At 54.7% G+C, this 13,818-nt stretch carries 12 protein-coding genes; 4 read left to right on the top strand and 8 right to left on the bottom strand.

Annotated elements, in window-relative coordinates; all coding sequences use genetic code 11:
- Positions 1–6: 6 nt before the first annotated feature.
- The gene (locus tag ACT3TF_RS05070) at positions 7–1,215 is read right to left on the bottom strand and encodes an amino acid deaminase (protein WP_441685032.1); all 1,209 of its coding nucleotides are present in this window, start codon (positions 1,213–1,215) and stop codon (positions 7–9) included.
- Positions 1,216–1,352: 137 nt separating this feature from the next.
- On the opposite strand from ACT3TF_RS05070, the gene ACT3TF_RS05065 reads away from it, so the two are divergent.
- The 4 genes from ACT3TF_RS05065 to ACT3TF_RS05050 all read left to right on the top strand — a co-directional run bounded on the left by ACT3TF_RS05065 (position 1,353) and on the right by ACT3TF_RS05050 (position 5,734).
- The gene (locus ACT3TF_RS05065; RefSeq protein ID WP_096282385.1) at positions 1,353–2,216 is read left to right on the top strand and encodes a MurR/RpiR family transcriptional regulator; all 864 of its coding nucleotides are present in this window, start codon (positions 1,353–1,355) and stop codon (positions 2,214–2,216) included.
- A 1-nt stretch (position 2,217) separates the two neighbouring features.
- Positions 2,218–3,705, top strand: a complete 1,488-nt coding sequence (locus tag ACT3TF_RS05060) for an N-acyl-D-amino-acid deacylase family protein (protein ID WP_441685030.1) — start codon at positions 2,218–2,220, stop codon at positions 3,703–3,705.
- Positions 3,702–4,094 carry a RidA family protein gene (locus ACT3TF_RS05055; RefSeq protein WP_096281009.1) on the top strand — a complete coding sequence of 131 codons (393 nt, stop codon included), beginning with the start codon at positions 3,702–3,704 and terminating at the stop codon, positions 4,092–4,094. The genes ACT3TF_RS05060 and ACT3TF_RS05055 overlap by 4 nt, the downstream gene beginning before the upstream one ends.
- A gap of 143 nt (positions 4,095–4,237) precedes the next feature.
- Positions 4,238–5,734 carry a sodium:solute symporter family protein gene (locus ACT3TF_RS05050; RefSeq protein WP_444671709.1) on the top strand — a complete coding sequence of 499 codons (1,497 nt, stop codon included), beginning with the start codon at positions 4,238–4,240 and terminating at the stop codon, positions 5,732–5,734.
- Positions 5,735–5,805: 71 nt separating this feature from the next.
- On the opposite strand, the gene uxuA is transcribed toward ACT3TF_RS05050, so the two are convergent.
- The 7 genes from uxuA to manD all read right to left on the bottom strand — a co-directional run bounded on the left by uxuA (position 5,806) and on the right by manD (position 13,814).
- Positions 5,806–6,984 (bottom strand): mannonate dehydratase, encoded by a 1,179-nt coding sequence (uxuA, locus tag ACT3TF_RS05045; RefSeq protein WP_444624739.1) that lies wholly within the window; start codon positions 6,982–6,984, stop codon positions 5,806–5,808.
- 10 nt (positions 6,985–6,994) lie between these two features.
- Complete coding sequence (locus ACT3TF_RS05040; RefSeq protein ID WP_444671708.1) at positions 6,995–8,467, bottom strand: mannitol dehydrogenase family protein; 1,473 nt, start codon at positions 8,465–8,467, stop codon at positions 6,995–6,997.
- Between the two features lie 2 nt (positions 8,468–8,469).
- Complete coding sequence (locus ACT3TF_RS05035; protein ID WP_096281017.1) at positions 8,470–9,753, bottom strand: TRAP transporter large permease; 1,284 nt, start codon at positions 9,751–9,753, stop codon at positions 8,470–8,472.
- 2 nt (positions 9,754–9,755) lie between these two features.
- Positions 9,756–10,337 (bottom strand): TRAP transporter small permease, encoded by a 582-nt coding sequence (locus ACT3TF_RS05030; RefSeq protein WP_444671707.1) that lies wholly within the window; start codon positions 10,335–10,337, stop codon positions 9,756–9,758.
- 103 nt (positions 10,338–10,440) lie between these two features.
- Positions 10,441–11,409, bottom strand: coding sequence for a TRAP transporter substrate-binding protein (locus ACT3TF_RS05025; protein ID WP_193062419.1), 969 nt, complete (start codon positions 11,407–11,409; stop codon positions 10,441–10,443).
- 124 nt (positions 11,410–11,533) lie between these two features.
- Positions 11,534–12,556 carry a Zn-dependent oxidoreductase gene (locus ACT3TF_RS05020; RefSeq protein ID WP_444671706.1) on the bottom strand — a complete coding sequence of 341 codons (1,023 nt, stop codon included), beginning with the start codon at positions 12,554–12,556 and terminating at the stop codon, positions 11,534–11,536.
- A gap of 46 nt (positions 12,557–12,602) precedes the next feature.
- Positions 12,603–13,814, bottom strand: a complete 1,212-nt coding sequence (manD, locus tag ACT3TF_RS05015) for a D-mannonate dehydratase ManD (RefSeq protein ID WP_193062415.1) — start codon at positions 13,812–13,814, stop codon at positions 12,603–12,605.
- Positions 13,815–13,818 lie beyond the last annotated feature (4 nt).

Raw genomic sequence — 13,818 nt, 5'->3', positions numbered from 1 at the left:
CGCTCGCTAAAAGCAGGTAGCCAAGCGTTCCTTAACGTTGAGGTCGGCGTCTATCAGCATCAGTTGGCGCCATTTATCGAACGTTAAGCAAGGATGGGAGGCGCCAAAAGCGAGAATGTCCCCCACCTTGATATCCGATACCCCTTCGGGAAGCTTTATAAAGGTGTGCTGATCCATAATGTTCGTCACCTCCCAGCCGGCCACTGACAAAAGCTGCGCTGGGTCACCGCCTTCGCGATAGCGGCGTAAGACCACCGGTAACGGGTCATAGCCAATATCGCGTTTTCCTAGCGCAACGATGGCAAGCCCCTGCTCAGGAAGCGACTGTACCTGGGCAAAGACTTCCAGCGCCGGCTCCAGTCCTTGATGCAAATCAGGGCGGCGTTCTAGCACCGCAGACTGCGCTTCACGGTATAGCCCGTGGTCGTGTACGACGTAACAACCGGGGCGCAGTACGGGGGTAAACTTCTCCTGAAGCAGGGATGTTTGAAAGGCTTCAGCAATAACGTCGTACCAGGCAGAACCCGACGCCGTCACAATGGGGTTGGGCTCTGAAAAGCGCTGTTCAGCCTCAAGCTCTAGAGCAACATCCACTAAATACTTGGCATAGGCACGAATGCCCGCCTCTGGATTATCACCGTGAACAACGCCTTCATAGCCTTCTAAACCCGCTAATGACAGAGCCGGCTCACCGGCGATGGCTTCCGCCAGCGAGAGAATTTCCTGCTGATTGCGGCAACCACAGCGCCCCCCCGCTACGCCCACTTCAATGAGAACCGATAACGTCAAGCCACGTTCGGCAAAGAAGCGCCCTAATTCGCGCACGTTGTCATGATTATCAACCACACAGTAAAACGTAGCCCCCTGCCCGATCAGGCCCGCGACAATCGCCATATTCGCCTGCCCAACTAACTGGTTGGCCATTAATAATCGCGTGGCGCCGTGAGTGAAAGCGGCACGACACTGTGGCGCGGTCGCCAGGGTTATGCCCCACGCCCCCGCCTGAAGCTGGCGACGAAACAGTGCTGGCGTCATGGTGGTCTTGCCGTGGGGCGCTAAGCGAGCACCGTGGGCCTCTGCAAACCGTTGCATCCAAGCCAGGTTATGGTTAAGCGGCCCTTCATGCACTACGGCGGCGGGCAGGCTGACACCGGACAAAAGATTGGGACCCAGTTCCACGCTGCCTTTTTCCATTGCTAACGTCACTACTTCCATGCGCCCATCTCCTCGCTCTTTGCCTGCGCCTCATCATCATGAATGACAAAGCGGCAATGTTAGATACTTTCACACTCATTGACTTCAAGTTAGAAACTAACATACTTTTAAGGCAAGGCAACCTTCAGGAGCCCACGGTGAGCCAAGAAATAGATATTTTATCCCGTATTACGACTGACGTTAGCGCGCTTCGTGATGCGGAAAAAAAAGTGGCTGAGCTTATCTTCGCCGATATCGATTTTGTCACCGAAGCAAGTATCGGTGAGATTGCCCAGCGCGCCGGGGTTAGCGATGCAAGTGTGACTCGCTTTGCACGCGCCGTCGGCTGCACCAACGTACGCGACTTAAAAACACGCTTAAATCGAGCGTTGGCAGCAGGCCGACGCTTTATTCAAGAAGCGACCCCTGACGATAGCTCAAGCGTGGTGTATGACATTGCTATGCAGACGCTGGCGTTTAACCGAGATCTTCTCGCTCAGGCGGATATACCCGGAGCCGTTGAGCAGCTGGATAAAGCGCGACAGATCCTCGTTTTTGGCGCGGGAGGTGGCTCTAGCATTCTCTCGCAGGAGCTTCAGTTTCGCCTAGTGCGTCTTGGCTATGCAGTGTGCGCCTACCCTCAAGCGCTGTTGCCTCGCATGGTGGCATCGACGCTTGAGCCGGACGATGTGGTGGTCGTGCTGTCCGCCACCGGCTACACCCCTGAAATGGTGGAGTCTGCGCAAATTGCCAAGCAGTACGGCGCCACCGTTATCGCTATTACGGCGATGAACTCGCCACTCGCCAACACTGCCGACATTGTGCTGCCGGTGACCTCGCGTGAAACCGACTTTATCTATCATCCTTCGGCATCACGCTACGCCATGCTTGCCGTCATCGATGTCTTGGCACTTGAGCTTGCTATGCGCCATCGCGAGCGCTCGCGCACTAAGCTGCGCCGGCTCAAGCTGAGCCTAGATGACCATCGCGGTGGTGATAATCGCCAGCCATTAGGAGACTAAAATGGTCTATGACCTGCTAATTCGTAATGCCAATGTGCTCGATGGCTCTGGCGCCCCACATTTTCGTGCTGATGTTGCTATTCAAGGCGAACGCATCTGCGCCATCGGCAATATGCCCGATGCAACGGCCACCACCATTATTGATGCGCAAGAGCGCTACCTAGCGCCGGGTTTTATCGACGTTCATACCCACGACGATACGAATGTCGTGCGTACTCCAGCAATGCTGCCAAAACTAACCCAGGGAATAACCACCGTGGTCGTGGGTAACTGCGGCATTAGTGCCAGCCCCGTCACACTAACCCATGACGTTCCCGACCCGATGAACCTATTGGGCGATTTAGAAGACTTCCGCTATTCAAGCTTTGCAGCCTATGCCAACGCGGTAGACGCCGCGATGCCCAGTATTAACGTGGCGGCATTAGTGGGACACACCAGTTTGCGTAGCCAGGTCATGGATAGTTTCTCGCGACCTGCCAGCGAAGACGAGATCCATTCGATGGCTTCACGTCTGCGCCAAGCGCTTGATGAGGGCGCGCTTGGGCTAAGTTCAGGACTTGCTTATCGTAATGCGATCCACGCGCCGAGCGCAGAGATGGCCCCGCTAGTAGCGGTCGTCGGGGAATCGGGTGGCGTTTACACCACTCACCTTCGCGATGAGTTTGCCGGCTTACTGGATGCGATGGACGAGGCCTTTAGCACTGCTCGCAATGGCAAAGTGCCACTAGTGATCTCACATCTAAAATGCGCCGGCGCAGGCAACTGGGGCGGTGCTGGGAAAGCACTTAATAAACTTGAAATCGCCGCACAGCATCAACATGTTCACTGTGACTGCTACCCCTACACGGCGGGTTCTTCTACTCTCGACCTGGGCCAAGTGACCGATGAAATTGAGATTACGATTACCTGGTCACACCCCCACCCAGAACAGGCGCGGCGCCCGCTGAAAGACATCGCTGCCGAGTGGAACTTGTCATTACTGGACGCTGCAAAGCAGCTGCAGCCTGCAGGGGCGGTTTACCACAACATGAGTGAGGCGGATATGCAGCAAGTGCTCGCGCATCCACTCTCCATGGTGGGCTCCGATGGCCTGCCCAACGACCCGCACCCGCATCCACGGCTATGGGGCGCCTTCCCGCGCGTTCTTGCCCATTACAGCCGTGATTTAAACCTAATGCCACTGGCAGAAGCGGTGCGCAAGATGACCAGTCTTTCAGCGGCCAACTTTGGCTTAACGGATCGCGGCACTGTGCGCATCGGCGCCTACGCCGATCTCACTCTCTTTGATCTCGACGCATTAGAAGATACCGCCAATTACGAAACCCCCATCGCGGCGGCCAAAGGCATCGATATGGTCGTGGTCAATGGCAGGATCGCTTATTACCAAGGCGCTATTACCGACCAGCGCCACGGGCGAATGTTACGCCGCACTGAGCGTATTCCTCAAAACAATTTCATCGTTCAACCCAACCAGGAGCAAACACCATGAGCATTACTCGATACGGCACTGAAGGCGGCGTAGGCACCGGCGGACAAAAGCTACCCTTTGCACGCGCCGTAGAAGCAGGCGGCTGGCTATATGTATCTGGCCAAACGCCTATGACCGACGGTGAAGTCGTTGAAGGCAGCATCGTTGAGCAGACCCGCCTCGCGTTCGATAACTGCATCGCCATCATGCAAGAAGCCGGATATGGCGTCGAAGATGTCGTTCATGTCACCACCGTGCTAACGGATGCACGCTATTTTAGCTCTTTCAATAAAGTCTTTAAGGAGATATTTGGCGATAACCCGCCGGCGCGCATCTGTAGCGTTCAGGACTTAGTGGTGGACTGCAAAGTGGAAGTAGACGTGAAATGTTACCGCGCTGACCGCGCCTAAACGCCATAAAGAAAACGCCGCACCCCGGCAAGGGTGCGGCGCCAGATTACCGCGTGATTAGGAGAAAAAGCCTCGCGATAGTCGCTTCCATTGCCTACTGACGGCCGCGGCAACGGCCGGATAAACAACGATAAGAGGTTACCATGAACAGTCAAATATTCCTCACCACCTTTGTGCTCTACATTGTCGCGATGGTGGTATTTGGATGGTGGGTTTCAAGACACAAACGCGGCAGTGGCGACGACTTTTTACTTGGCGGGCGCAGCGTTCCCCTCTTTCTGACGGTGGGCACGACGGTGGCTACTATGGTGGGTACCGGTTCCAGTATGGGTGCCGTCGGTTTCGGCTACGCCAATGGATGGGCCGGTGCGCTATACGGGCTCGGCGGCGCTGTGGGCATCCTATTGCTAGCCGTTTGTTTTGCGCCGGTTCGTAAGTTTCGGTTTATGACCATGAGTGAAGAATTGGCCTACTACGTTGGCGCTAACCGTCTAGTACGCAACGTCGTTGCCCTGCTGATCTATATCGCCTGCATCGGCTGGCTGGGCGCGCATATTCTGGGGGGCGGTCTGTATCTTTCCTGGATGGCAGGGATTGATCTAACCACTGCCCGCATTCTCGTCGCCTTAGGCTTCGGCATTTATTGCGTTGTGGGAGGATATTTTGCGGTTATCTGGACCGACACCATTCAAGCCGTTGTGCTCTTCGCGGGCTTCATTTTAATGGCGGTGCTTGCCTTGATCGAAGTCGGCGGTTTCTCAGGGTTAACGGCAGGCATGGAGGTCAGTGCCACAAGCTTTCTAGGCATTGATAAAATAGGCGCGCTCCCCGCCCTTTCGTTAGCGGCCGTTATTGCTATTGGCGTGTTGGCAACACCGTCTTTCCGCCAGCGTATTTATTCTGGCGAGTCAGTGAAGTCAGTCCGTCGCTCGTTCTTGATTACCGGGGTGCTCTACCTAGGCTTTTCTATCATCCCCGCGATCATTGGCATGGCCACTCACGCCCTTAATCCTGGGCTTGATAATAGTAACTACGCGTTCCCCTTTCTGGCGACTGAAATCATGCCACTCGGGCTAGGGTTATTGTTATTAGTCGCCGGCCTTTCTGCGACCATGTCGAGTGCAAGCTCAGATGCCCTTGCCGGTGTTTCCACGCTGATTCGTGATTTATATGTGCTCGTAGCGGGACGCACACCTTCAGCACGCAACGTCGTGCGTTTTTCACGTATTGCGCTCGTCGCCACTATTGGCCTGGCGCTACTCTTCGCGCTTGCCTCAGACAATGTGATCACCTACATCACCCGCATGATCTCAACGATACTGTCAGGCCTGTTTGTGACAGCCATGCTGGGTCGTTTTTGGCCACGCTATAACTGGCAAGGCGCGATCGCTACGCTAATTTTCGCTTCAGCAACCTCACTAATCATTATTGCTAACAGCGAATGGACGGCTTTCTGGGGTAATCCGAGCATTCCCGCAGTGCTAGCCGCCTTGGCCGCTGGGGTGATCGTTACTCTCATCACACCCGCCTCACGCGTCACTTCAGAGCAGGCGCTGGCGATTCTAGACCAGGAGCGCCAACGTATGGAGCAAGTGCCTGAGCCAACCTTGACGAATACGGAAACATCCGCGAATAGTTAGCGGCTAACCGAGTAAAAAAGCCCCGCTGGTGACAAACATCAGCGGGGCTTTTTGCATTGCGCATTAAGCGACTAACTTAGGGCTAACTGCCGCACGGCAAGCTCTACACCGCGAAGCTCGGCTAGGCCACGCATGCGCCCGTAAAGCGGGTAACCGGGTGCCGTATTACGCTGCTGATCATCCAGAATGTGATGGCCGTGATCGGGGCGGAGCGGCAAACGCCCGCCACCCTCTTTTTCACGGCGGGACTCCTCTTCCACCAGCGCCTTTATGACGCCGACCATATCCACGTCGCCATTGAGATGCGGCGCCTCGTGAAACGAGCGCGCATCTTCTTCGCGCTGCGTGGCGCGCAGGTGGATAAAGTGAATATGCGGGGCAAAGTGGCGCGTCATGGCAATCAAATCATTGTCTTCACGAACGCCGTAAGAACCCGTACACAGCGTCAAACCATTGGCCGGGCTTGGCAGGCGATCAATGATCCACTGGGCATCGTCACGAGTTGAGACAACCCGAGGTAGCCCCAGCAGCGGCCGAGGCGGATCATCCGGATGAATCGCCATACGAATACCCACTTCTTCAGCCACAGGGATAATGGCCTGCAGAAAATAGCCTAGATTATCCCGCAGTCGCGTCGCATCAATCTCAGCGTACTCGGCCAGCACGCCTCGAAACTGCTCCAGCGTATAGTGCTCTTCAGCACCGGGCAGCCCTGCAATCAATGTATTGACGAGCTTGTCGCGGCCACCGCTATCCAATCCTTCAAGATAGCGGCTCGCCTGAGCCTTATCTTCATCGCTGTACTCTTGTTCGGCACCTGGGCGCTGAAGCAGATACAGATCAAACGCCGCAAAGGCCACCTGATCAAAGCGCAACGCCAGCGCACCATCCGGCAATGCATAGGTAAGGTCCGTACGCGTCCAGTCGAGCACCGGCATAAAGTTGTAGCAAACGGTATCGATTCCGCAGGCCGCCAGGTTGCGCAGCGTTTGGCAATACGTTGCTATCAGCGCATCGCGCTCGGGCAGGCCTTTTTTGATAGCTTCATTTACCGGCACGCTTTCAACCACCGACCAGCGCAGCCCGGCGGCTTCAATCATAGCCTTGCGCGCTTGAATGGCCGCTACCGGCCACACCTGATCATTGGGTATCTCATGCAATGCCGTGACAATGCCGGTCGCACCTGTTTGGCGTACTTCCTCAAGCCGGATTGCATCATTAGGGCCAAACCAGCGCCACGTATGCTCCATTACTTTCTCCCTATTGTTCGCTGTTTAGCGCGGCTAGCGCCCCGTTCAGCCCGCCTTGTTTCAGCACGCGATACGCTGACACTACCGCGTCAACAAATGGCTGATTCGCGGCAAGCTGTGCAGGCACTATTTCATCGATTGCCAAAAACGCGCCAACCAGCGCATCCGGATGATCACCGTGAATGTGATGCAGCTCAGCAAAAAGTTTAGCCATCGGGTCATCGACAGAATATGCCTGCCCGTTTAAATCATAGCCCGCGGTATAGTGGATCCATGCCGCCACCCCCAGCGCCACACACGGCGAAGCCTGCCCCGCATTAGCGCGAGTCAAGGCACCGGTTAACCAGCGCTGAGGCAGCTTTTGACTGGCATCCATAGCAATTTGCTGTAGGCGATGACGCAGGCTGTCATTAGTAAATCGCGCCAGCAGCGAATCCGCATAGACGACAAGGTCAGCCCCTTCCGGCATATCAAGCGTAGGGGCTGCCTCTTCGAGCATATAGCGACGCAACAGCGCACGCAGCGCTGGATGGCCTACGCCCTCAACCACCGTTTCGATACCGGCTAATGCGCCAAGGTAAGCCAGCAGTGAGTGGCTGCCGTTCAACATGCGCAGCTTCATGGTTTCAAACGGCGCGACGTCACGCACCATCTCAACCCCTTCAGTTTCCCAGCGGGGCCGGCCTGTGGGGAAGTTATCCTCTACGACCCACTGTGAAAATTCCTCGCCCACGACGGCGTTGGGGTCGTTAACATCTAATGCCGCAAGGCGCTCGAAATCCGCGTCGGTCATGGCGGGCACAATACGGTCAACCATGCTGCTGGGAAACGCGACTCGCTGATCAATCCAGCGAGCCAGCTCAGCGCTACGCTGTTCGGCAAGCCGCAAAACGGCCATTCGCGTACGCTGGCCGTTTTGCGGCATGTTGTCACAAGAAAGCACCGTGAACGGCGCAGTGCCCGCGCTATAGCGTCGTGCTAACGCTTCTACCAACAGCCCTGGCGCCGTACGGGGCTGCCGAGGCGAGGCAATGTCGCCCGCCACCATCGGGTCATCAATGCGCAGCTCGCCGGTAGCCGGATTAAGGAAGTAGCCTTTTTCCGTAACGGTTAACGTCACAATACGGGTCGTCGGCGCGGCTAGCCGAGTAAGCAGCGCTTCTCGATCACGCCCCCAGTTACCTGCGGCATCACAGCCAGAAAATAGCGTTTCTTCGATAACTCCGATTTCGCGTAGCGTTAGCGTTTGTGCATCGGCATATTCAGCCACATGGTAGCGATAATCGGCCCCGCGCAAGCTATCAACTAATGCAATACTTGAGCGTAAGTTTGCGCTGCATACGCCCCACTCACCGTCGCCGCTACGCCGTCGATAGCGCTCAAGGTAAACCGCCTGATGCGCACGATGAAAGGCACCTAAACCTAAATGCACAATCCCAATCTGGCCCGTTTTAGGCATCGCGTCTATGCGCTGTGTCGCCATTGTTAATTACTCCCCATCAATAGATTAGGCAGCCAAAGCGAAATGGCAGGCACGTAGGTCACGAGGAACAGCACAGCTAAATTGCACAGCAGAAACGGTACGATCGCTCTGGCGACCGTTAGCATCGGCAGCTTGCCAATCCCGGCGACGACAAATAGGCAGACGCCCACCGGCGGCGTTGTCAGTCCTATCATCAGGTTCATAACGGCGATCACCGCAAAGTGCACCGGATCGACGCCAACGCCCGTCGCCACGCCGACCAGCGCGGGGAACAGAATGATCAGTGCTGCAATGGTTTCCATAAAGGCACCCACAAACAGCAAAATTAAATTCAAAATCAAAAGTACAATCAGTGGATTATCGCTGATGGATAGAATCAGGCTCGCAATCATCTGAGGAATTTGCTCGCTGGTCAGTATCCAGCCAAACAAGTTTGCCAACCCCACCATTAGCAGCAGCGCCGACGAGGTTAAAACGGTGTCGGCTAAGATCGAGGGAAGCTTTCTCCACGTCAGTCCTTTATAAACGTACATCCCGACTACCAGCGCATAAAGGCAGGCGACAATCGATGCTTCGGTCGGCGTGAAAAAACCGCCGATAATGCCGTAAAGAATAATCACGGTCATCAAGAGTGCCCAGAACGCCGTTTTGGCTTCTTTAAGCAGCTGCATTACCGGTACGCGCTTCTCTTTTGGATAGCCGCGACGCACGGCCAGAACGTAAACCGTGATCATCATGGCAAGCCCCATCAGCAGGCCTGGAATGGCACCTGCGAGGAACATGCGGCCCACTGAAATGCCACTCAGAGAGCCCGCAATAATCATTGGCACGCTGGGGGGAATAATCGGCCCTACGGTAGACGATGCAGCGGTGACCGCCGCCGCAAACGGCTTGTCATAGCCTGAGCGCGCCATGCCCGGAATCATTACCGCGCCAATGCTCGCTGAGTCCGCGACAGCCGTGCCGGAAATACCGCCAAAAATCATTGAGCCGCCTACGTTGGCAAGCCCCAAGCCACCACGGATATGGCCTAGTAACGCATTCGCAAAACGCACAATATGCTCAGTGATATTGCCTACATTCATCAAATTGCCTGCCAGCACAAAGCCGGGAATACACAGCAATACAAAGGTGTCGATGCCCGCATACATACGTTGCGGCACAATCGTTAACGAAATACCTTCCAACAGTAGATAAGACAATGACGCGATGCCGAGCGCAAACGCGATGGGCATTCCCACTACCAGTAAGACTAAAAAGACGCTAAAGAGGATAATAACTTCCATGCTTACAACTCCTGATCAAGCGAGGCAGAGGAGCGACACATTGCGATAATTCCTTCAAGGCATCCTAGCAAGCTGTAAACCAGGAGCAGCGCAAAGGTGACTACCGTTGAGAAAAAGATATACAGCATAGGTACACGCAGCGTTGGCGAGGTCTGCCATGCGCCGTTTTGTGCATACTGCCAAGCGTACGGCAGTACTAGAAAAGCAAATAAACCAATCATTAGGTAAATCAGTGCCTGAAACCCAGCCTTGGCGCGTGGGCCCAGCATGTGATGAAAAAGCTCAACGCTGATGTTTCGGTTCTGACGCAGTACAACGCCTGCCGACAAAGCCACCATATAAATAAACAAATAGCGCGAGAGCTCTTCAGTCCAGGCAATGGAAAACGGTAGAAACAGCCGTGAACAAACTTGCAGCAGTACCGTGGCAGCAATGGCAATTAATGCCATGACCGACAGGGTCAGAAAACAGGTATCCACCCAGCCAATCATGCGCCCAATGGGGCCTTGGATCTTTGGCACCGACGACATCGAATCCAGACTGTCTAACGCTTCCTGTTCAAGCGCTTTTTGATCCGAGCTCATAAACGTATCCTCATGGGCAAGCTGTTCTTGCAGATGGCCGATGGGCTGGCACGAAACCAGCCCACCCGCGTTACCAATTACTACAAATTTATTACCAACGGCCTTACAGGTCTTGGATAGCGTCGAAAAGCTCACGCTGCTCTTCGTTTAACGCCTTAAGTACCGCTGGGCGCGCTTTTTCGGCGAACGCATCAAGATCGACTTCCACAAATTCCATACCGCGTTCCTGTAGGGCCTGCTCCAGACGAGCCTGGTCCTCGATGAACAGCTCAGATTCATACGTCTGCATGGTTTGCGCCGCATCGCGCACTACTTGTTGAAGCTCGTCAGGCATGTCTTCAAGCTGATTACGTCCGATTACGACGTAGATCCAGCTACGCACGTGCCCGGTCATGTTGACGTAGTCCTGCACCTCATTGAAGCTGGCACTTTCAATCAAACTAAGCGGATTTTCCTGGCCTTCCAGCGTGTTTTGCTGAAGCGCGGTAAACACTTCGCTAAACGCCATGGGGGTAGGACGAGCGCCCATTGCCTGCCAGGTATCAACGAACAGCGGCACGTTAGGCACACGCAGGCGTAGGCCATCCAGTTCATCCGGCGTGCGGATAGGACGGTTAGATGTCAACTCACGCGGGCCGCGCTCAAACCACGCCAACGGAACCAGGTTTGTCCGCTCAGTGATCTGCTCTTCAATCTGAGCGCCTACATCGCCGTTAATGGCGGCCTGCATATGCTCAGAGTCCCTGAAAGCATAAGGAACGGCCATCATGGCGGCCTTGGGCGCCCAGTTTTGCAGGCTCTCGCCGGTAATCGTCATATCCGCTGTTCCCAGCTGGATACTGTTAATCACGTCCAGCTCACTCCCCAGCTGTTCACTGGGATAAAGACGAACTTCAATACGACCGTCGGAATTGGCCTCAACCTCTTCCTTAAACTTCTCCGCCGCCTGGTGCCAAATATTTTGCTCGTTGGCTAAGTGACCAAAACGCAGCGTGTAGTCTGCCGCTAATGCCGCTTGGCTACTCAGCAGCACCGTTCCCAGTACCGCCGTTGTTAACAGTTGTTTAATCATTTTCTGCTCCTGCACATTTGCATTGTTTATTGTTAGTCGAACGTGGTTGAACGTGAGTTGGCATGCGCCGCTAGGTACTAATTTGAAGCTCAGTACTAATCTGAAGTTAAGTACTAGTTTGAAGCTAAGTGCTAATTTGAATAAGTACCTTTCGGGCTTCTTCAGGACGATGGTCAAGCATGTCGATGGCGCTAGGCATGTCGCTAAGCGGTAGTCGATGGCTGACTAGCGCCAATGGGTCGAGCTGGCCACTGGCCATTAGCCCAAGCACTTCAGGAAACTTGCGATTATTAAGACGCGACCCCACCAAAGTCAGCTCTTTCTTAATAACCTCTAGCTGAACAAGGTCGCTTGGCTGCACGCTAAAGCCGAGCAGGCCAATACGCCCGGCAGCTGATGCAAGGCGCAGCATTTGAGGTAAAAGCGCAGGAACACAGGCCGCATCGGCAATCAGCGGCACGCCCTCGCCTTGCGTCAAGGCGAGCACTTCTTTTTCAATATCGTGTTCACGGCTATTAAACACGTGCGTGGCACCCAGTTCTTTAGCCGCTGCCAAGCGCTCGTTAATCACATCCGTGACGATGACGTCTTTAATACCCTTAGCTAAGGCCATTTGTAGAATCGTCATACCAATAACGCCCGCACCAAGAATCATCAGGCGATCGCCAGGATGCGGCTGCATGCGATCAAGCACGTTGGCCGCGATGGTGTAAGGCTCAACCAACGCAGCGGCATCGAGCCCGATGTGATCCGGCAAGCGGTGCACGTTAGCCGCGGGAACGGCCACCAACTCTTCAAAACCGCCGTCACGATGCACGCCGATGACTTCCAGCGAGCTGCACACATTAGGGCGGCCAATTCTGCAGGGATAGCACTCACCGCAGCTGATCACGGGATCTACGCATACGCGATCACCAACAGCCACTCCCTCGACGTTGTCGCCTAGGGATTCGACGACGCCAGCAAACTCATGGCCGGTAATACGCGGAAAGCGGACGAAGGCATTATCGCCATGGATGATGTGCATGTCAGAGCCGCAGATACCGGCAAACGCCACTCGCACCAGGACTTCTCCCGCGTTCGCCGTGGGCGTATCAATATCGGCAACCTGATAAGCGTGCGGCGCCTTAACTTGAAATGCTTTCATTGACAGAACCTCCTTACCCGTTCTTTAAGTTACCTATGCCACGCATTTACCAATGCCATAGAGTGCCGTCTTCTAACCGGTTAACCGGCAAGCTCGCGCGCTTATAGGGGTATTGTTTGGCTAACTGTTCGTCAATATCGACGCCATGCCCTGGGGTCTCGCCTACGATGAAATGACCATCGACAAACTCGTAGTCATAAGAAAAAACCGTGTCCACTATCGCTTCATGGGGCATATGCTCCTGGATACCAAAATTAGGAACCCATGTATCAAAATGGATCGCGGCGCCTAAGCACACCGGTGACAAGTCTGTGGCGCCATGAAAACCGGTGCGCACATGGTAAAGCGAGGCTAAATCAGCAATTCTTCGCACATGGGTTATGCCGCCACCATGGCTAAGCGGCGTGCGGACATAGTCAATCAATTGCCCTTCCAGTAGCTCACGATAGTCGTGTATCGAGTTAAACACTTCACCCACCGCTAACGGTGTGGTTGAGTGCTGCCGAATTAGCCGAAAGCTCTCCTGGTTCTCAGCCGGCACACAATCTTCCAACCAAAACAGATGGTAAGGCTCAACTTCTTTCGCCAACCTTGCCGCTTCAATGGGTGTCAAACGGTGATGTACATCATGCAAAATATGAAGATCTTCGCCGAACTGTTCGCGTACCGCCGCAAACAGTTTAGGCACATGATTTAGGTATTTTTCAGTGCTCCATACATTCTCGCTGGGCAATTCTGCATCGGCGGGTTCGTAACGCTCACCTGCCTTTTTGGTGACGCCGTAGGTGGTGGGGATGCCTGGCACCCCCGTCTGTACCCGTACCGCGCGGTAACCAAGTTTTACATGCTTGTCGACTTCGCTGAGACAAGCGTCAATATCCTTACCGGTACAGTGGGCATAGGTCATCACTCGCTCACGGCTTTTGCCACCCAGCAACTGATAGAGCGGCATGCCTGCCGCTTTCGCTTTGATATCCCATAGCGCTAAATCTACTGCTGCAATGGCCGACATAGTGACCGGCCCCCGCCGCCAGTAAGCACCGCGGTAAAGAAAGTGCCAGATATCTTCAATGCGGCTGGCATCGCGGCCAATAAGAGTCGGTAGCACATGCTCCTCGAGGTAGGCGACCACCGCCAGCTCACGGCCATTTAAGGTGGCATCGCCTATTCCATACACGCCGGACTCGGTAACAATTTTTAGCGTGACGAAGTTGCGGCCTGGAGACGTTACGATTAAATATGCATCACTAATGATCATGGTA

The sequence above is a fragment of the Halomonas sp. AOP25-F1-15 genome (assembly GCF_052378675.1).
GTDB lineage: Bacteria > Pseudomonadota > Gammaproteobacteria > Pseudomonadales > Halomonadaceae > Vreelandella > Vreelandella casei.
The sequence above is the reverse complement of the archived record's forward strand: the minus strand, read 5'-3'. Positions and strand labels throughout refer to the sequence as shown.

Coding starts and splice junctions, on each gene's coding strand:
- ACT3TF_RS05030 (WP_444671707.1), bottom strand. CDS start 10,337: ATGAGCTCGGATCAAAAAGCGCTTGAACAGGAAGCGTTAGACAGTCTG.
- ACT3TF_RS05040 (WP_444671708.1), bottom strand. CDS start 8,467: ATGGCGACACAGCGCATAGACGCGATGCCTAAAACGGGCCAGATTGGG.
- ACT3TF_RS05035 (WP_096281017.1), bottom strand. CDS start 9,753: ATGGAAGTTATTATCCTCTTTAGCGTCTTTTTAGTCTTACTGGTAGTG.
- ACT3TF_RS05025 (WP_193062419.1), bottom strand. CDS start 11,409: ATGATTAAACAACTGTTAACAACGGCGGTACTGGGAACGGTGCTGCTG.
- ACT3TF_RS05060 (WP_441685030.1), top strand. CDS start 2,218: ATGGTCTATGACCTGCTAATTCGTAATGCCAATGTGCTCGATGGCTCT.
- uxuA (WP_444624739.1), bottom strand. CDS start 6,984: ATGGAGCATACGTGGCGCTGGTTTGGCCCTAATGATGCAATCCGGCTT.
- ACT3TF_RS05055 (WP_096281009.1), top strand. CDS start 3,702: ATGAGCATTACTCGATACGGCACTGAAGGCGGCGTAGGCACCGGCGGA.
- ACT3TF_RS05020 (WP_444671706.1), bottom strand. CDS start 12,556: ATGAAAGCATTTCAAGTTAAGGCGCCGCACGCTTATCAGGTTGCCGAT.
- manD (WP_193062415.1), bottom strand. CDS start 13,814: ATGATCATTAGTGATGCATATTTAATCGTAACGTCTCCAGGCCGCAAC.
- ACT3TF_RS05070 (WP_441685032.1), bottom strand. CDS start 1,215: ATGGAAGTAGTGACGTTAGCAATGGAAAAAGGCAGCGTGGAACTGGGT.
- ACT3TF_RS05050 (WP_444671709.1), top strand. CDS start 4,238: ATGAACAGTCAAATATTCCTCACCACCTTTGTGCTCTACATTGTCGCG.